The following is an 18,058-nucleotide window of genomic DNA, read 5'->3' on the forward strand; positions in this document are numbered from 1 at the left end:
TGCTGAATTGCAGATCGTTGAGCATGTCCAGCTTGGCAAAGCCGATATTCACCCGATCCAGGTACGCCGCCATGTAGCAGAACAGCAGGATCGGCAGGATGCGCAGGATGACTTTGCGGTAGGTACGATCCTCGGAGGTAAGCTCCGCCGAGCCCTCTCCTTCGAGAGGACGCTGAGATACTGATTCCATGTGTTGACCTCAAGGCATGTCGTCATGCCGATTGTTTTTGTTTTTGGCTTGCGACCTTGAGTTCCTTGGGCTGACCTAGGCCAATCCACAGGGAAAAAAGACGCTGCAAGTTAGTCTGTTACCGGTAACATTTTTAATCTAGCAATTAAATTCGACGCAAAGCAAGCGCGCCCGGTTAAAAAAATTCAGGTGCTTTCGCGCGCCAGGATTTTGAATTCGACGACATCGGACGCCTTCGGACGAGGCAGTCCAAGACGCTGGGCAGCGGCACTGGCAACCAGCAACTCACCTGCGCGGCGGCCAATTCCGTAGGGGTCGACCGAAACCGTGGTGATCGTCGGCGTGCAGTACCGTGAGACTTCGAAATCGCCAAAACCGGCGATCGCAATGTCCCCGGGCACCCGTCGACCTTGCCGATGGCATTCCATGATCGCGCCGAACGCTGACAGGTCACTGACGCACATGACCGCGTCTGTGTCCGGCCACTTCTCCAGCAGTCTCTTCACGGACTCTCCGCCATGGCTCATGGTGATAGGCGACTCGCCATATTCCATCACCCGGGGCTCACCTGCCCCCAACGCCGCGACAGCCTGAAGGTAGCCTTGCTGACGTTGCTGTCCTCGATGGTCGAGAACCGACGCGCCACCGATGTAACCAATTCGCCGATAGCCTTGCTGATACAGATATTCGTACAACGCCGCGGCGGCGGACACGTTACAAAATCCAACTGATTGCTCGATAGGATCGGTTGGAATATCCCAAGTCTCTACAACGGGAACCTGTGCTTGGCGTAGAAGTTTACGGGTTTCGTCCAAATGCGCGCTGCCCGTCAACATCACCCCTACCGGCCGGTGGCGTAGCAATGTGCGTACCAGCAATGCCTCCTGCTCCAAGTGGTAATCCGTGTCACCCAACAGCAGACAGAGCCCATGTTCGCTAACGGCATCATTCAGGCCGCGGACGGTGTCGGCAAAGTTCGAACTCGCCAAAGACGGCACCAGCGCAACGATAAATTCCGAACGTCCGGTGGCCAGGGTTCCTGCAGAGGCATCAGGCAGATAGCCGAGCGTTTCAATCGCCTCGTGGACCAGCTTCTGCGTGCGCTCTGAGACGTCGCGACCGGCCAGGACCCGGGAAACCGTCATTTTCGAAACACCGGCCAGTTTGGCGACGTCGGCCATTCGCGGCGGCGTGGTGGGTTTGCCTGAATCCTCGTAACTCATGAACGTCCTGTTTTCCTGAAAATGACCGGGCGGGCCCTGGAAATCAACGCCGCCAACACAGATGGTCGCTGATTATACATGGCCGTTGGCAGGCCGACCTCTGCTCCTTGCAAAGGCGTCCAGCGCCCATTCGAACATCGAGATTGGGTCTTTACAAATAAAATGTTACCGGTAACATCAAGCCATTCGAACGCCGACGGCGGTGATGATTCGCCTGTTTGTCGTCTCCTGCGGTGGTTCACTTTCCGCTGATATGCCTCTAACAAGAGATAAAAACCATGCCCGAAAACACTCCTCTGCCTCTGCGAAGTCAACAATGGTTTGACGATCCCAGTCATGCTGACATGACCGCGCTCTACGTCGAACGCTTCATGAATTACGGTATGACGCGCGAGGAGTTGCAATCGGGCCGTCCCATCATCGGCATCGCTCAAACCGGTAGCGATCTCGCGCCGTGCAACCGTCATCACCTCGAACTCGCGCAACGCACCAAAGCAGGTATTCGCGATGCCGGCGGCATTCCGATGGAGTTCCCGGTGCACCCGATGGCCGAACAAACCCGGCGTCCAACTGCCGCACTGGATCGCAACCTGGCGTACCTGGGCCTGGTCGAGATTCTTCATGGGTACCCGCTGGATGGCGTGGTGCTGACCACTGGCTGCGACAAGACCACCCCTGCCTGTCTCATGGCGGCCGCGACGGTTGATATCCCGGCGATCGTCTTGTCGGGCGGTCCAATGCTTGATGGGCACCACAAAGGCAAATTGATCGGCTCCGGCACGGTGCTGTGGCATGCGCGCAACCTGCTCTCCAGTGGAGAGATCGATTATGAAGGCTTCATGGAGATGACCACGGCGGCCTCTCCTTCGATCGGTCACTGCAACACGATGGGCACCGCGTTGTCGATGAACGCACTGGCCGAAGCGCTGGGTATGTCCCTGCCCGGCTGTGCGAGCATTCCGGCCGCCTATCGTGAACGCGGCCAGATGGCGTATGCGACTGGCAAGCGCATCGTCGACATGGTCCGTCAGGATATTCGTCCTAGCCAAATCATGACCCGCGAAGCCTTTGAAAATGCCATTGCCGTGGCGTCGGCCTTGGGCGCGTCGACCAATTGCCCGCCGCACCTCATCGCTATCGCGCGGCACACCGGCATCGATCTCAGCCTGGAAGACTGGCAACGGATTGGCGAAGACGTGCCCCTGCTGGTCAATTGCATGCCCGCCGGGAAATACCTTGGCGAGGGATTCCACCGCGCGGGCGGCGTCCCGGCAGTCATGCACGAACTGCAGAAAGCCGGGCGACTGCATGAAGGCTGCGACACGGTCTCAGGCAAGACCGTTGGCGAGATCGTCAGCCATACGGCCGCCAGCGATACCGATGTGATCCACGCGTACGAAAATCCCTTGATTCAACGGGCCGGGTTCATCGTGCTGAGCGGTAATTTCTTCGACAGCGCCATCATGAAGATGTCGGTGGTGGGCGAAGCATTCCGCAAAACCTACCTGTCCGAGCCGGGCGCGGAAAACAGTTTCGAAGCCAGAGCCATTGTTTTCGATGGCCCCGAGGACTATCAGGCGCGCATCAACGACCCGGCTCTGGACATCGACGAGCGTTGCATTCTGGTGATTCGGGGCTGCGGCACCGTGGGTTATCCAGGCAGCGCCGAAGTGGTCAACATGGCCCCACCCGCAGCACTGATCAAACGAGGCATTGACTCCCTGCCCTGCCTGGGTGATGGACGCCAGAGCGGGACCTCGGCCAGCCCGTCGATACTCAACATGTCCCCTGAAGCCGCGGTGGGGGGCGGCATCGGTTTGCTGGAAACCAATGATCGCCTTCGCGTCGACCTCAACGCTCGCCGCGTCGATCTACTGGTGGATGAGAGCGAAATGGCACGCCGCCAGGCGGCGTTCAAACCGTCCTTTCCAGCCTCGCAAACGCCATGGCAGGAACTCTACCGACAGCAGGTTGGCCAACTCTCGACCGGTGGTTGCCTGGAGCCCGCGACCTTGCACCTGCGGGTCATCGCACGCAGCGGCGACCCACGTCATTCCCACTGATTCGCCACTTCTGCCGAGGTTCTTTTCATGCCCCAAACAAACGTTGCCATCACATTGTCGGATTTGAACACTCCAGCCCAGGACCTCACGCAAGGCACCTGGATCGGTCGCGTGTGGATTCCTGGCGCCACGGCAGGGCCTGCCATCGTCCTGCTTAAAGACCGCGAGGTCTATGACATCAGCGTTCGGGTAGCGACCGTTTCGGCTCTGCTTGAACTCGATGACCCCGTTGCTTACCTGCGCAGCCTGCCATTGGAGCAAGCGCTAATCAGCGTCGACGCGTTACTGCGCAACAGCGATGTCTCGATCCGAGACGAAACACAGCCGTGGCTGCTGGCGCCGATTGACCTGCAAGCGATAAAAGCCGCCGGGGTGACTTTCGCAACCAGCATGCTTGAGCGGGTGGTCGAAGAGCAGGCCAAGGGCGACCCGGCCAAGGCCGATAGCATTCGCGCAACTCTGGTAGCGAGCATCGGTACTGACCTCGGGGACATCGTGCCGGGCTCTTCCCAGGCCGCCGCGCTCAAGGAAGTGCTGATCAGCCAGGGCATGTGGTCGCAGTACCTCGAAGTAGGCATCGGCCCGGACGCCGAGATATTCACCAAAGCTCAGCCGTTGTCAGCGGTGGGTTACGGATCGGACATTGGTATCCATCCGAAGTCCAGCTGGAACAATCCAGAGCCCGAAGTGGTATTGGCCGTTTCCAGTCGTGGCAAGGTACAGGGCGCTACGTTGGGCAATGACGTCAACCTGCGCGACTTCGAAGGGCGCAGTGCGTTGTTGCTTTCCAAAGCCAAAGACAACAATGCGTCAACCGCGCTTGGGCCGTTTATCCGACTGTTCGATGAAACCTTCAGCATCGAGGAGGTGCGCTCGGCAGAAGTCGCACTGCGTGTCGTAGGCGACGATGGTTTCATCATGGATGGCAGCAGCTCCATGAACCAGATCAGCCGTGACCCGCTGGATCTGGTCGCCCAGACACTCAACGAGAACCATCAGTACCCGGACGGCTTTGTGCTGTTCCTCGGCACGCTGTTTGCCCCCAAGCAAGACCGCGATATACCCGGCGGAGGCTTCACCCATAAAGAGGGTGATCTGGTCGCCATCAGCAGCGCCAGGTTCGGCACGCTGGTCAACCGCGTGACGACAAGCGATCGCGCGCCGGCCTGGCAGATGGGTTATCGCGCCCTGCTCGACAACCTACACAGCCGTGGCTTGGTTTCTGCCGCCATCAAGCCACGCTAGCCAACACGAGAATCCCTATGAACGCTTACACCGGACACAACTTTATCAACGGCGGACGCAGTGCCAAGGGGCACTCTCGCCTGCAGAGTTTCGACGCCACCACTGGGCAGGAACTGCCGGGCTACTTTACTGAAGCCACGCGAGAGGAAGTGGATGCTGCCGCCCATGCGGCGGCAGCGGCCTACCCGCTGTACCGCACCCTGCCGCCCCTTCGACGCGCGGCGTTTCTCGACGCCATCGCGGATGAACTCGACGCCCTGGGTGACGAATTCATCGCGACGGTCTGCCGCGAAACGGCGCTGCCGGCCGCACGTATTCAGGGTGAACGTGCCCGTACCAGTGGTCAGATGAGACTGTTTGCCAAGGTGTTGCGACGTGGGGATTTCTTTGGTGCACGTATCGATCGTGCCTTGCCTGACCGTCAACCGCTGCCCCGTCCCGATCTGCGCCAATACCACATCGGTATCGGCCCGGTCGCCGTATTCGGCGCCAGCAATTTCCCCCTGGCCTTCTCTACGGCGGGCGGTGATACCGCCGCTGCGCTGGCGGCGGGTTGCCCGGTGGTATTCAAGGCCCACCCCGGGCACATGGCTACGGCGGAATGGGTCGCTCTGGCAATCATTCGCGCCGCCGAACAGACCGGAATGCCGCCCGGTGTCTTCAACATGATTTACGGCGGGACGGTCGGTGCCTGGCTGGTGCAACACCCGGCAATCAAGGCCGTAGGCTTCACCGGATCGCTCAAGGGCGGCCGGGCGCTGTGTGACATGGCAGCGGCAAGACCAGAACCCATCCCGGTGTTCGCCGAGATGTCGAGTGTCAATCCGGTACTGGTGCTGCCGGAGGCCCTCAAGACCCGTGGTGCAAACATTGCGGCCGAGGTCAGCGCCTCTGTGGTTCAAGGGGCAGGACAGTTCTGCACAAAACCTGGCATGGTGATCGGAATACGCTCTCCCGAGTTCGATGCGTTTCTCGATGACCTGACCTGGCAGATCAACGCTCAGCCTGCACATACCCTGCTCAACGCCGGCGGGCTGTGCAATTACTCCGATGGCCTGACCCGCCTGCATGATCACCCGCAGATCCACCATCGAGCGGGGAATCCTCAAGCAGGTATCCAGGCTCACCCACAGCTGTTCGAAGCGGACGCCGAACTGCTGATCAACCATGACGAACTGCTGCAGCACGAGGTGTTTGGCCCGGTTGTAGTCGTCGTTGCGGTCAATGACCGGCAACAGCTGCAGCACGCGCTGCACGGTTTGCAGGGACAACTGACCGCGACCTTGATTGCCGAACCCGCGGATCTGGAGATGTTTGCCGAATTGATTCCAGTGTTGGAACTGAAGGCGGGTCGCCTTTTGCTCAATGGTTACCCGACCGGTGTCGAGGTCTGCGATGCGATGGTTCATGGCGGCCCCTACCCCGCCACCTCGGATGCCCGAGGCTCGTCCGTGGGAACGCTGTCGATCAACCGCTTCCTGCGGCCGATCTGCTTCCAGAACTACCCGGACAGTTTGCTTCCCGACGCGTTGAAAAACGCCAACCCGCTCGGCATTCAACGCCTGGTAGACGGCGCCAGCACAAATGAGCGTTTGCGTTGATGCGCCAGTTAGATCCCGCACTACGGTGATGTTAAATCGACTGTCTCCAGTGTCGAATGACTACTTCTGGCCAAACCAACCCTTCTCACCCTAAAACAATCAACCAATTGCACCCGGCACCACTATAGCGCCCTGCTGGTATTCACGGGGCGTACAGCCAAACTCGCGACGAAACACCGTGTGCAGATACTGTGCGGATTTGAATCCGCACGAGCGGGCAACGTCCGCAATCGCTGTCTCGGTATTTTCCAACTCGCTCGTCGCCGCCGCCAGTTTGAAATGCAGAATCTCATCATGCACGCTGCAGCCCCTCACAGTGCGAAAGTGCGACTCCAGCGATGAGCGCGAGACCCCGACATAAGCCGCCACTTGCGCGGTCTTGATGCCCTGGCAGGCATATTGGCGGATAAACAGCAGCGCTTGCATGACGTAGGGGTTGCCCAACGGTTGGTGCAAACTCGACACCTGCACGTTGATCGCATCCGGCGGGATCAGGATGTGCGTGCCGGTGGACGGCATGCCGTGCAGCATCTGGTGGAGCAGTTGCGCGGCAGTGCGGCCCATGGTTTCGGTGCCCTGAATGACTGAGCTCAAGGGGACCCGGGTCAGGCTGCGTGTCAGCGGATCGTTGTCGATGCCGATCAACGCTACCTGTTCCGGTACGGCGATTCCGGCGGTCAGGCAGGCCTGCAGCAACTGCCTTGCACGGGCGTCACTGACGGCGATGATACCTATGGGTTTAGGCAGGCTTTGCAGCCAGGCGATCAGTTGTTCGACGGCGCTGTCCCAGAGAGGTGCACTGGTGCCCATGCCGCGGTAGACCTCGGCATGCAAGCCGTCACGTTGCATCAGCCGTCGAAAGGCTTTTTCCCGCTCCTGCGCCCAACGATTGGCCTGCGCTTCAGGCAGGCTGAAGCAGGCAAAACGCTGCAGCCCCGCCTCGATCAAGTGCGCGTAAGCCAGGGTAATCAATGCGTTATTGTCGGTGGCGACATAAGGGATTCCTTTCGGGTAGGCGCGCTCATCCTGATAAGAACCACCCACCGCCACCACCGGCAACTTGATGTCGGCCAGCGCCTCGCCAATCAGCGGATCGTCGAAGTCGGCAATGATCCCGTCACCCTGCCAGCGCTCGATCCCTTTCAACCGGCAGAGAAAGTCCTCTTCCAGGAACAGGTCCCAGGACGCGCGGGTGCTGCTCAGGTAGTTGCCGATGCCACTGATGATGCCCCGGTCATAGATCTTGCTACCGTTGAACAACAGTGCGATGCGGTGAACAGGCGGTACTGTTTTCATTTTTTTCAGGCTTGTTCCGGGGCCCCTTCTCACGGAGGCGGTTTGCACAGACTAGGCGCGCAGACCACGAATCTCAATACGCAAAATCGCACCCAGTGTTGGTGATTTTCATAATCAGCAGGCATGGCGCCGTTGCTAGTATCGAGACACCGCCAAGAACAACAAGGACATTGCCAATGCTGTACTTCCCCGATGTCGACAAGATTCGCTACGAAGGTCCTGCCAGCGATTCTGCCCTCGCCTTCCGTCACTACGACGCCGACAAAATCATCCTCGGCAAACCCATGCGCGAACACCTGCGCATGGCCGCCTGTTATTGGCACACCTTTGTCTGGCCGGGCTCCGATGTGTTCGGTGCAGGTACTTTCAAGCGCCCGTGGCAACACGCCGGCGACCCGATGGAGCTGGCGATTGGCAAGGCGGAAGCCGCGTTCGAGTTCTTCTCCAAACTGGGTTTAGACTATTACTGCTTCCACGACACGGATGTCGCCCCGGAAGGCAATTCGCTGAAGGACTACCGCAACCACTTCGCGCAAATGATTGATCATCTGGAGCGACATCAGGAGGAAAGCGGGATCAAGCTGCTTTGGGGCACCGCCAACTGCTTCAGCAATCCGCGCTTTGCCGCCGGCGCCGCCAGCAACCCGGACCCCGAAGTGTTTGCCTTCGCCGCTGCCCAGGTCTTCAGCGCCATGAACGCGACCCAACGCCTGAAAGGGTCCAACTACGTGTTGTGGGGCGGTCGCGAAGGCTACGAAACCCTGCTCAATACCGACTTGAAACGTGAACGCGAACAACTGGGCCGCTTCATGCGCATGGTGGTCGAGCACAAGTACAAGATCGGTTTCAAAGGTGACCTGCTGATCGAACCCAAGCCGCAGGAGCCGACCAAGCACCAATACGATTACGACAGCGCCACCGTGTTTGGCTTTCTCCAGCAGTTCGGCCTGGAAAAGGAAATCAAGGTCAACATCGAAGCCAACCACGCGACCCTCGCCGGTCATAGCTTTCATCACGAGATTGCGACCGCCATCTCGCTGGGGATTTTCGGCAGCATAGACGCCAACCGCGGTGATCCGCAGAACGGCTGGGACACCGATCAGTTCCCCAACAGCGTCGAAGAAATGACCCTGGCCACCTATGAAATCCTCAAGGCCGGCGGGTTTAAGAATGGCGGGTACAACTTCGACTCCAAGGTTCGCCGCCAGAGCCTCGGTGAGATCGATCTGTTCCATGGTCACGTCGGCGCAATGGATGTCCTCGCCCTGTCCCTGGAGCGGGCAGCCGCCATGGTGCAGAACGATCAGCTTCAACTGCTCAAGGATCAACGCTACGCCGGCTGGCAGCAGCCGTTCGGGCAGGCGGTGCTGACGGGTGAGTTCAACCTCCAGTCATTGGCCGAACATGCCTTCGCCAACGAACTGAATCCGCAGGCCGTCAGCGGCAGGCAGGAGATGCTCGAAAACGTCGTCAACCGGTTCATCTATCGCTGATCGCCCCGGCGTCTGCGGGCGCATTAACGCTGTGACATTCGCACGACAAATCTGTGTCCGCTGCGTCTGCCGATTCTCTACAGTTCTACCAGCCCGAGACTCATCGTCAGGCAGTGTCTTTCAAACAAAAACAAAAGGACGCACCACTATGAAGAATGTGAAACGCGCGCTACTGGCCAGCGCCCTGGCGCTGCTGTCGCTACCGGTGATGGCCGATGCTGCCCACCCGAAAATCGGTTTCTCCATTGATGATCTGCGGCTGGAACGCTGGTCACGTGACCGCGATTACTTCGTCGCGGCGGCAGAGAAAATGGACGCCAAGGTCTTTGTACAGTCGGCCGATGCCAACGAGCAAAAGCAAATTTCGCAAATCGAAAATCTCATTTCCCGTGGCGTCGATGTGATCGTCATCGTGCCCTTCAACGCCACGGTCCTGACCAATGTAGTGGCCGAAGCGAAGAAAGCCGGGATCAAAGTCGTGTCCTATGACCGCCTGATACTCAACGCGGATGTCGACGCCTACATTTCCTTCGATAACGAAAAGGTCGGCGAGATGCAGGCCAGCGGCGTGCTGCACGCTGCGCCCAAGGGCAATTACTTCCTGCTCGGTGGTGCGCCTACCGACAACAACGCAAAAGTCCTGCGCGAAGGTCAGATGAAAGTGCTGCAACCGGCCATCGACAAGGGCGATATCAAGATCGTAGGCCAACAATGGGTGAAGGAATGGAACCCGACCGAAGCGCTGAGCATTGTTGAAAACGCCTTGACCCGCAACAACAACAAAATTGACGGCATCGTCGCGTCCAACGACGCCACGGCAGGTGGCGCCATCCAGGCATTGGCCTCTCAGCAACTGGCCGGCAAGGTGCCGATTTCGGGGCAGGACGCAGACCTCGCAGCGGTCAAGCGAGTGATCTCCGGCACGCAAACCATGACCGTGTACAAACCGCTCAAACTCATCGCCTCCGAAGCCGCAAAGCTCTCGGTGCAACTGGCGCGTAACGAGAAACCCGCCTACAGCTCGCAGTACGACAATGGCAGCAAAAAAGTCGACACCATCCTGCTCACCCCGACTCCGTTGACCAAGGACAACATCGACTTGCTGGAACAGGACGGGTTTTACACCAAGGCGCAGATTGCCGGGCAGTGATCATCGCCCCGTAATGCCACCTGCAGGAGCGAACTTGCTCCTGCGGGACCGGCCTCGTACCTGCCGCTTATGAGTCTCTGCCATGTCCGACTATCTGCTGCAAATGAACGGTATCGTCAAAACCTTCGGCGGTGTCACAGCGCTCAATGGCATCGACATCAAGGTCAAGCCGGGGGAATGCGTCGGGTTGTGCGGCGAGAACGGCGCAGGCAAATCCACGCTGATGAAGATCCTTTCCGCGGTCTACCCCCATGGCACCTGGGACGGTGAAATCCTCTGGGACGGTCAACCACTCAAGGCGCAATCGATCAGCGAAACGGAAGCCGCGGGCATCGTCATCATTCACCAGGAACTGACCCTGGTTCCCGACCTGTCGGTGGCCGAGAACATTTTCATGGGCCATGAACTAACGCTGCCCGGTGGACGGATGAATTACCCGGCGATGATCCACCGCGCCGAAGCCCTGATGCGTGAATTGAAAGTGCCGGACATGAACGTATCGCTGCCGGTTTCGCAGTACGGCGGCGGCTATCAGCAACTGGTGGAAATCGCCAAGGCACTGAACAAGCACGCGCGCCTACTGATCCTTGACGAGCCTTCATCGGCCCTGACCCGTTCGGAAATCGAGGTGCTGCTGGACATCATCCGCGACCTCAAGGCCAAGGGTGTTGCCTGTGTCTACATCTCCCACAAGCTCGATGAAGTGGCCGCCGTGTGCGACACCATTTCGGTGATCCGCGATGGCAAACACATCGCCACGACTGCCATGGTGGACATGGATATTCCACAGATCATCACCCAGATGGTCGGACGGGAAATGAGCAACCTCTACCCCACCGAACCACACGATATTGGCGAGGTGATTTTCGAGGCCCGCCACATCACCTGCTACGACGTCGACAACCCCCAGCGCAAACGAGTCGACGATATTTCCTTCAGCCTCAAACGCGGGGAAATCCTCGGCATCGCCGGACTGGTCGGCGCAGGCCGCACCGAACTGGTGACAGCGCTGTTCGGCGCCTACCCCGGTCGCCAGGAAGGCGAAGTCTGGCTGGACGGCCAACTCATCGACACCCGCACGCCGCTCAAGTCAATCCGTGCTGGCCTGTGCCTGGTGCCCGAGGACCGCAAGCGCCAGGGCATCATTCCAGACCTGGGCGTCGGCCAGAACATCACCCTGGCCGTGCTGGACAGCTACTCGAAACTGACCCGCATCGATGCCGAAGCCGAACTGGGCAGCATCGATCGAGAAATTTCACGCCTGCACCTCAAGACCGCGAGCCCGTTCCTGCCAATCATCAGTCTGTCCGGCGGCAATCAACAAAAAGCCGTATTGGCGAAGATGCTACTGACCAAGCCCCGGGTGCTGATTCTCGATGAGCCCACCCGAGGTGTGGATGTCGGCGCCAAGTACGAGATCTACAAGCTGATGGGGGCGCTGGCGGCCGAAGGCGTGTCGATCATCATGGTGTCGTCAGAGCTGGCCGAAGTGCTCGGCGTTTCCGACCGCGTTCTGGTGATTGGCGAAGGCCAGTTGCGGGGTGACTTCATCAACCACGGACTCACCCAGGAACAGCTGCTCGCCGCCGCACTCAGCCAGCCTGATGGCCATAACAATAATGATCGGAAATCCGCGTAAATGAACCAGGTCAAACAACTCTTCACTCGCTACAAGATGCTCGCGCTGGTGTTTGCCGTGGCGTTTATCTGGCTGTACTTCAGTTGGCAGACCGAGGGCGGATTCCTGACACCGCGCAACCTTTCCAACCTGCTGCGCCAGATGTCCATTACCGGGATTCTCGCCTGCGGCATGGTGCTGGTCATCATCAGCGGAGAGATCGATTTGTCGGTCGGCTCATTGCTGGGCCTGCTCGGAGGCGTCGCAGCTATTCTCGACGTGGTCTACCACGTACCGTTGCTGGCGAACCTGGGCCTTGTGGCCCTGTGCGGGCTGCTGATCGGCCTCGCCAACGGCTACATGGCCGCCTACCTGCGTATTCCGTCATTCATCGTCGGGCTGGGAGGCATGCTGGCTTTCCGCGGCATTTTGCTGGGGATTACCGGCGGCACGACCATCGCCCCGGTATCGCCGGAACTCGTCTACATCGGTCAGGGTTATTTGCCCCACATAATCGGCACGGGCCTGGGCGTTCTGCTGTTCGCACTGACGTTGTTCCTGACTTGGAAACAACGACGCAATCGCGCCCTTCATGGCCTTGCGGCACATTCACTGGTGCGTGACGTCGTGCGTGTGCTGTTGATCGGCGCGGTGCTAGCCGGATTCGTCCAGACCCTCAACAGCTATGACGGCATTCCCGTGCCGGTCCTGCTTCTGCTGGTTCTGCTGGGCGGTTTCAGCTACGTGACCAGCCAGACCGTGTTCGGCCGGCGCGTATATTCCGTGGGCAGCAACATGGAAGCGACACGTCTCTCCGGTATCAATGTGCAGGCCGTGAAGCTGTGGATTTTCGGAATCATGGGCGTCATGTGCGCCCTCGCCGGCGTGGTCAACACCGCTCGCCTGGCCGCCGGTTCACCCTCGGCCGGAAGCATGGGCGAACTCGACGCCATCGCCGCCTGCTTCATCGGCGGCACCTCCATGCGCGGCGGGTCCGGCACCGTTTACGGCGCCCTCCTCGGCGCACTGGTCATTACCAGCCTGGACAACGGCATGTCCATGCTCGACGTCGACAGTTACTGGCAGATGATCGTCAAGGGCAGCATTCTGGTGTTGGCCGTGTGGGTAGATGTGAGCACTCGGACTGGGCGACGTTGATCTGCTGTGTATGAAGTGATCCGCGGCAGTCTGCGTCTAGGGAGAGGCGATTTTTCGCGACGGTTGTCATGCGGCCACCGATGGTCAGCCACCCGCCGGAGTAAGTGCGGAGATGAGCTTGAATGTTCTCGCCTGCAACTTGAAACGGGTCATGAAAATCATTGGTGCCAACGGTTTCATGAAAGCGCTGACGGCCTGAAAAAAGCTGATTTTGGCCCATTCCAGAGGCTGTAAAAACAGCGTTGGCGTGTTCCAGGCTACGACTGATATGGCCCGTGACATGACCGTGCGATCGCTCAGTCAACGAACGTCACTGTTCCACTTATTGAGGTGTCCGAAAATCATATTGCTTGGTTTCGAATTCTTGAAAAGTATGAGATTCCGCAACCCACCGGCTGTGTACTCAATTAAGTGAATGGAGCCAACCCTAATCTTAGCTTTGCGCCTGGAACCGCCTCTCAACGAGCGTTAGTGCCGACCCGATGCGACTCGGAACCGGCAGCTGCTCACAATGATCGAGTCAAGTCAGACTTCTGTGTCATTTGCTCAGGTACTCGTCAAGCTTTAAAGCACTGGTTTGTCACTGCGCGCCTTGAGATTGGCTTTGAGCTGTTCGCTCATCGGCATATTCAGATTCATTCCTTTTGGAGGAATCGGTGATTGAAACCACTTGGTGTATAGCCTTACGAATTCGCCCGACTCCATGAGACGGGTAATGGTGCCATCGACCAATTGCTTGAACTCAGGATCATCTTTGCGAAGCATGCAGCCGTAGGGTTCGACTTGCAGCGCATCACCCACGACTTCGAGCGAATCGGGATTTTTGGAGTTCGCCATGAGGCCAAAAAGCAGAATATCGTCCATGGCAAACGCCACGGCACGATCATTTTCAACCAGCGCCAAGGAGTCGTCATAGTCTTTGCCCAAGACAACCTGTACGTCTAGATTGTTGTCGGTACTGTATTGGCGGAGGACCTTCTCGTTCGTGCTGCCGACGGTGCTGGCGACAGTCTTCTTTGCGAGATCGGCGTAGTTCCTTATGCCGGAGGTCTTCTTGGTCAATAGGCGCGTGCCGGTGTAGAAATGGCTAATTGCAAAAGCCACGTCCTTGCCACGCGCAGCGTTGTTGGTTGTGGATCCGCACTCCAGATCGTATGTGCCGTTGACCAGCAACGGAATGCGGGTTTGCGAAGATACAGGAATGTAAGCCACTTCTAAGTTCGGCTTGTTGAGCTTCCTGCGCACATCATCAACGATGGCATCGGTTAAATCGACTGAGAAACCCACGGCTTCGGTAGGACTGATCAAGTAGCTGAAAGGTACCGATGCCTCCCGGTAAGACACGGTGATTTTGTTTTTATCGGCAACTTTTTCGAGTGTCTGCGAGTTGGCGGGTGCCATGGCAGACAAGCCTGCGGCGAGGATTGTCGTTGCTACGAAATATGAAGTTTTCATCGGACACCCTTTAAAGTATGAAAAAGGCAAAAACATCTCAAAAACACACTGAGAAACGTAAAGGACGTGAGCACTAATGTCCGGCATGTCTACGAAACGTTATTGCAAACACTACGCCCAGGGACGGTAGATACTTTGAGCCAGATCAGAAAACCGAGTCATGTGCGAAGTCGCACAAACTCCATCGCGACGGATCGCGGGCGCTTCAGCTTAAGACGTCACGCTGCCGATTGGAGTATTTGGGGTTGCGGAAATGAGGGAAGATATTTCGCTGACACTTAGGCGCATCTAAAGCCTGCGGCTTAACGTATCGATCGATATGGGCGCCGGACGAAGAAGCCCCATCGCGAGGGGTTAGGCCAGACCTTGAATGTCTGATCCCCACGCTGGCTACTTCAGCTTTTGGCCGACTTCTGTAACTTACCAGTGTCAGCTTTGGGTTGTTTTCTTCCTTTCGCCACCGTCAGCTAAGGGTCGATTGCTGCGCCTGGGCAGAGGCAGAAATCGGCCAAGAGGTTCCACCTCGCCAGCCACCTCAGGGACGAGCTGGTTGGGCGGCAACTGGCGAGGCGAACACATAGACAATAGCTTCCCTTGCTGAACACGCCTCACGCCGCTCATCAAATACCCCTGCTCGTCCGCCGCCTCCCTCCGCAGCTTTTGTTTAGATGTAAGCTCAACTACGGTGATTCCAAGACTGCTGTCCAACCGAGGAGCCCAGTGCATGTCCAGAATCTTCTCTCTGATGCTCGCCGGCCTGTTTCTGTACACCAGCCAGGCAATGGCAGACACCCTCAAGATCGGCGTGATCGGCGTGATCGGCGCCGGCAAACTGGACGGCAAAGTGATATTCAGCACCAGTAATCCATTCGGCGGCCGTGACGCAGGTGTCGGGCGCAAGGCGCTGGACATGGGCGTGGCCCTGGCGGATCAGCCGTATCTGCCCGGCGTGCACCTGGTGCGGGCGTTCAACGCGTGGCCTGGCTTGGGGCTCCACCTTGAGCATGGCGCGCAAAAAAAACTTGGATAATTGCATCCGCTATGCCGGCCGATCCGGTGGCACGCCGACTACTTGCCAAGTGGTGTTGGCGGAGTGCAGGCATTGAAACCTATGCAAAGCCGAGGAACGACAGGATAACCACGACGACCACCACTAACCCGACGATGTAGATGATGTTGTTCATGAAATCCACCTCTCAACCAGAATAGGACTGCGGCACGAGGGCTTGCACCTTCACGGTAGTGCAGCTTTGCTCGCAATGCCATTCAGCAAGAGACGATCGGGCAAGACAGTTTCCCTTGCTCACGGATTAGAGCCGAAAATGCTGTTGCATGGCTTGGGAGAGCAAATCCACCGCTTCATCCCCATCTGAAGACGGCGATCGGATAAACACGACCTCATGCTCCGGTATGACGGGCAAACCGTCGAGGATCTGCATACTTTCCGTCACCCTGGCGCGGTCTATCAGACTGATCGCCAACCCGGCCTCCACGCAGGCGCTGACGGCCTGGTTGGACGGACTGTCCAGCACCGCGCGCCACCGGCGGCCGCTTTGTTTGAGTGATGCCACCATGGCTTGCCGATAAGGGCATTGCGCCGCATGTACGGCCAGTGGCAGCGGATCCATCGAGGCCAGCGACTTGTTTGCCGGCCCCACCCAGATCGGCGTGGTGGCGACGAGAAATTGCGCCTGCATGGTCAACTGCCCCCTGGCTTGGGCAATCACCGCGGCCTGAAGCTTTCCACGCTGGACCTGCTCACGCAGCGAATCACTGGGGGCTGTCTTCAACTCCAGCACCACGTTGGGCCAGGCAGCGGCGAATGTCGGCAGGATGTCGCGGATGACGTGGGCGGCGTATTCGTCGGGGACACCCAGGGTAATGCGTCCTGCCAGGTGGCTTCCATGCAGGTCGGCCAGCACCCGGTCATGGGTGCTCAGCAGTTCTGTCGTCGACAAAAGCAAACGCTTGCCCAGTGCGGTCAGGGAGACGGACTGATTATCGCGATTCAGCAAGCGCCCCCCGGCGACTGCCTCAAGCCGCTGGATATGCACGCTCACCGCCGCCGGGCTTTTATGCAGCTGCTCGGCCGCCGCACTGAATTTGCCAATCCGCGCCACCGCATGAAATGTACGTACCAGCTCGATATCGAGGATCGCCGTCATGATTTAATCTTCGTGAATGACTGCTGCACTTTATTTTGATTTATTAGATTAGGCCGATTTCGTAGCCTGTGGCAATGAACCAGCCCACACCGATCTCCTGTCAGCAGCAAGTCATCCCCCACTGGCGCCAGAAGGTACCGCTGCCGCTGCTCGAGGCGGCTTTGATTCTGACCTGGAGTTCCGGATTCGTCGGCGCGCGATTCTCGATGGACTATGCGTCCCCCTTGTTGGTGGTGTTTTGGCGCTGCGTCGTGGTCACGCTGATCCTGTTTCCTTTCGTCGACAGGCAATTGCGGCAAACCTCCCCTGCCGTGTTGCTGAAAAACGCCGGCATCGGTCTTCTGGCCATGGCCGGCTATCTGGCCGGCGTCATACAAGGCATAGCCCTGGGTGTACCGGCGGGCCTTGCCGCGGTGTTCGCCAACCTGCTGCCGATGGCGGTCGCATTGCTGGCCGCTGGCGTGCTGGGGCAAAGACTGGCCTGGCAAGTCTGGGCAGGGCTGGGCATCGGCCTGGTTGGGGTTGTGGTGGTGACGCTTGGCGCACTGGCCTGGGGTAGCGCGCCCCTCTGGGCGTATGGCCTGCCGGTGCTCGGTACGCTTTCGCTCGCCATCGCGACACTCTGGCAGAAGCATTTGCACGCCTCTGAATCGCTGGACCTCCTGCCCAACCTGTGGCTGCAATGTTGCGTGTCGAGTTTTGCATTCGCCCTGATCGAGGGCACGCAAGGTAGCCTGGCGCCGATACCCGGCATGGGGTTTGCGCTGAGCGTACTGTGGACGGTGGGATTGTCTACGTTAGGCGGCTACGGGCTTTATTGGGTCTGCCTGCGCCGGGCGACAGCCACACGAGTGGCCAGCGTCTTGTACCTGAGCCCGCCCGTCACGATGCTTTGGGCCTGGGCCATGTTCAACGAACCGTTGTCATGGCAAATGATGTCAGGCATGGCAGTGTCCGGGGTCGGCATCTGGATGGTGGTTCGGTCGGAGGCTCGGCAGGCCTGGCGGTAAAGCTGATGGATGTTGCGGGGCAGAAGATGCTCTTGCCGACAGACTGCAATCGGCTGTGGATTCAACCGATCGATGCAACACATCTAAATTCTGTGTAAGCAGAAGGAGTGTTGCAGATGGCCACGCTGGTTTACCAGCCCGGTATGACATGAAAATCCCGGTCTAGCACTGGTTATTAGATTATGTGCGCGACTCGGAAGGAATGAGGAGGACCAGATCAGTATCGCCTACGTCGACACCAGCTTGTGACAGCAAAGTAGTAACTTGGCCTCGGTGATGAGTCTGGTGGTTGAAGAAATGCATGACCAAGCCATAAAAGCTCCTGTCAGCGGGGGTTCCTTTCATGCTTGTGTAATTGTTGACCGTTTCGTTTCGCTTAGCTCCATTGTCA

14 protein-coding genes and 1 pseudogene are annotated in these 18,058 nt (G+C 58.5%); 9 read left to right on the top strand and 6 right to left on the bottom strand.

Going from position 1 to position 18,058, the window contains the following annotated elements; all coding sequences use genetic code 11:
* Window positions 1–190 (bottom strand): annotated as a pseudogene (locus tag ACM6IQ_RS20200) (MFS transporter); the annotation flags it as partial.
* Window positions 191–375: 185 nt separating this feature from the next.
* Window positions 376–1,413, bottom strand: coding sequence for a LacI family DNA-binding transcriptional regulator (locus tag ACM6IQ_RS20205; protein WP_414879643.1), 1,038 nt, complete (start codon window positions 1,411–1,413; stop codon window positions 376–378).
* A 278-nt stretch (window positions 1,414–1,691) separates the two neighbouring features.
* Here ACM6IQ_RS20205 and ACM6IQ_RS20210 point away from each other — a divergent pair, with 278 nt between their 5' ends.
* The 3 genes from ACM6IQ_RS20210 to ACM6IQ_RS20220 are packed head-to-tail and all read left to right on the top strand — an operon-like array spanning window position 1,692 to window position 6,322.
* Entirely contained in the window at window positions 1,692–3,476 is a 1,785-nt protein-coding gene (locus tag ACM6IQ_RS20210) for an IlvD/Edd family dehydratase (RefSeq protein WP_017338365.1), read from the top strand.
* 27 nt (window positions 3,477–3,503) lie between these two features.
* A complete protein-coding gene (locus tag ACM6IQ_RS20215; RefSeq protein ID WP_414879644.1) occupies window positions 3,504–4,721 on the top strand; it encodes a fumarylacetoacetate hydrolase family protein in 1,218 nt (405 codons plus the stop codon).
* A gap of 17 nt (window positions 4,722–4,738) precedes the next feature.
* The gene (locus ACM6IQ_RS20220) at window positions 4,739–6,322 is read left to right on the top strand and encodes an aldehyde dehydrogenase (NADP(+)) (RefSeq protein ID WP_414879645.1); all 1,584 of its coding nucleotides are present in this window, start codon (window positions 4,739–4,741) and stop codon (window positions 6,320–6,322) included.
* Window positions 6,323–6,421: 99 nt separating this feature from the next.
* On the opposite strand, the gene ACM6IQ_RS20225 is transcribed toward ACM6IQ_RS20220, so the two are convergent.
* On the bottom strand, window positions 6,422–7,618 hold the full coding sequence (locus ACM6IQ_RS20225) for a XylR family transcriptional regulator (protein ID WP_017338362.1): 1,197 nt from the start codon (window positions 7,616–7,618) through the stop codon (window positions 6,422–6,424).
* 176 nt (window positions 7,619–7,794) lie between these two features.
* Here ACM6IQ_RS20225 and xylA point away from each other — a divergent pair, with 176 nt between their 5' ends.
* From xylA to ACM6IQ_RS20245, 4 genes are all read left to right on the top strand, one after another.
* Window positions 7,795–9,111: a xylose isomerase gene (gene xylA / locus ACM6IQ_RS20230; RefSeq protein ID WP_017338361.1), complete on the top strand. Its 1,317-nt coding sequence runs from the start codon at window positions 7,795–7,797 to the stop codon at window positions 9,109–9,111.
* A gap of 148 nt (window positions 9,112–9,259) precedes the next feature.
* Window positions 9,260–10,261 carry a D-xylose ABC transporter substrate-binding protein gene (gene xylF, locus ACM6IQ_RS20235; protein WP_017338360.1) on the top strand — a complete coding sequence of 334 codons (1,002 nt, stop codon included), beginning with the start codon at window positions 9,260–9,262 and terminating at the stop codon, window positions 10,259–10,261.
* A gap of 82 nt (window positions 10,262–10,343) precedes the next feature.
* Window positions 10,344–11,900 carry a D-xylose ABC transporter ATP-binding protein gene (gene xylG, locus ACM6IQ_RS20240; protein ID WP_017338359.1) on the top strand — a complete coding sequence of 519 codons (1,557 nt, stop codon included), beginning with the start codon at window positions 10,344–10,346 and terminating at the stop codon, window positions 11,898–11,900.
* Window positions 11,901–13,037: a sugar ABC transporter permease gene (locus tag ACM6IQ_RS20245; RefSeq protein WP_017338358.1), complete on the top strand. Its 1,137-nt coding sequence runs from the start codon at window positions 11,901–11,903 to the stop codon at window positions 13,035–13,037.
* A 564-nt stretch (window positions 13,038–13,601) separates the two neighbouring features.
* On the opposite strand, the gene ACM6IQ_RS20250 is transcribed toward ACM6IQ_RS20245, so the two are convergent.
* Entirely contained in the window at window positions 13,602–14,492 is an 891-nt protein-coding gene (locus tag ACM6IQ_RS20250) for a transporter substrate-binding domain-containing protein (protein ID WP_414879646.1), read from the bottom strand.
* 724 nt (window positions 14,493–15,216) lie between these two features.
* Between ACM6IQ_RS20250 and ACM6IQ_RS20255 the strand changes: the two genes are divergently transcribed.
* Complete coding sequence (locus ACM6IQ_RS20255) at window positions 15,217–15,522, top strand: hypothetical protein (RefSeq protein WP_414879649.1); 306 nt, start codon at window positions 15,217–15,219, stop codon at window positions 15,520–15,522.
* Between the two features lie 280 nt (window positions 15,523–15,802).
* Here ACM6IQ_RS20255 and ACM6IQ_RS20260 read toward each other — a convergent pair whose 3' ends face one another.
* Window positions 15,803–16,657, bottom strand: coding sequence for a LysR family transcriptional regulator (locus ACM6IQ_RS20260; RefSeq protein WP_017338354.1), 855 nt, complete (start codon window positions 16,655–16,657; stop codon window positions 15,803–15,805).
* Between the two features lie 74 nt (window positions 16,658–16,731).
* On the opposite strand from ACM6IQ_RS20260, the gene ACM6IQ_RS20265 reads away from it, so the two are divergent.
* Entirely contained in the window at window positions 16,732–17,667 is a 936-nt protein-coding gene (locus ACM6IQ_RS20265; RefSeq protein ID WP_414879647.1) for a DMT family transporter, read from the top strand.
* A gap of 180 nt (window positions 17,668–17,847) precedes the next feature.
* On the opposite strand, the gene ACM6IQ_RS20270 is transcribed toward ACM6IQ_RS20265, so the two are convergent.
* Window positions 17,848–18,058, bottom strand: a 211-nt coding sequence (locus ACM6IQ_RS20270; protein WP_414879648.1) for a DinB family protein, incomplete at its 5' end; no start/stop codon positions are given.

The organism is Pseudomonas sp. IT-P100 (assembly GCF_949767185.1).
GTDB classification, from domain to species: Bacteria; Pseudomonadota; Gammaproteobacteria; order Pseudomonadales; family Pseudomonadaceae; genus Aquipseudomonas; species Aquipseudomonas fluorescens_B.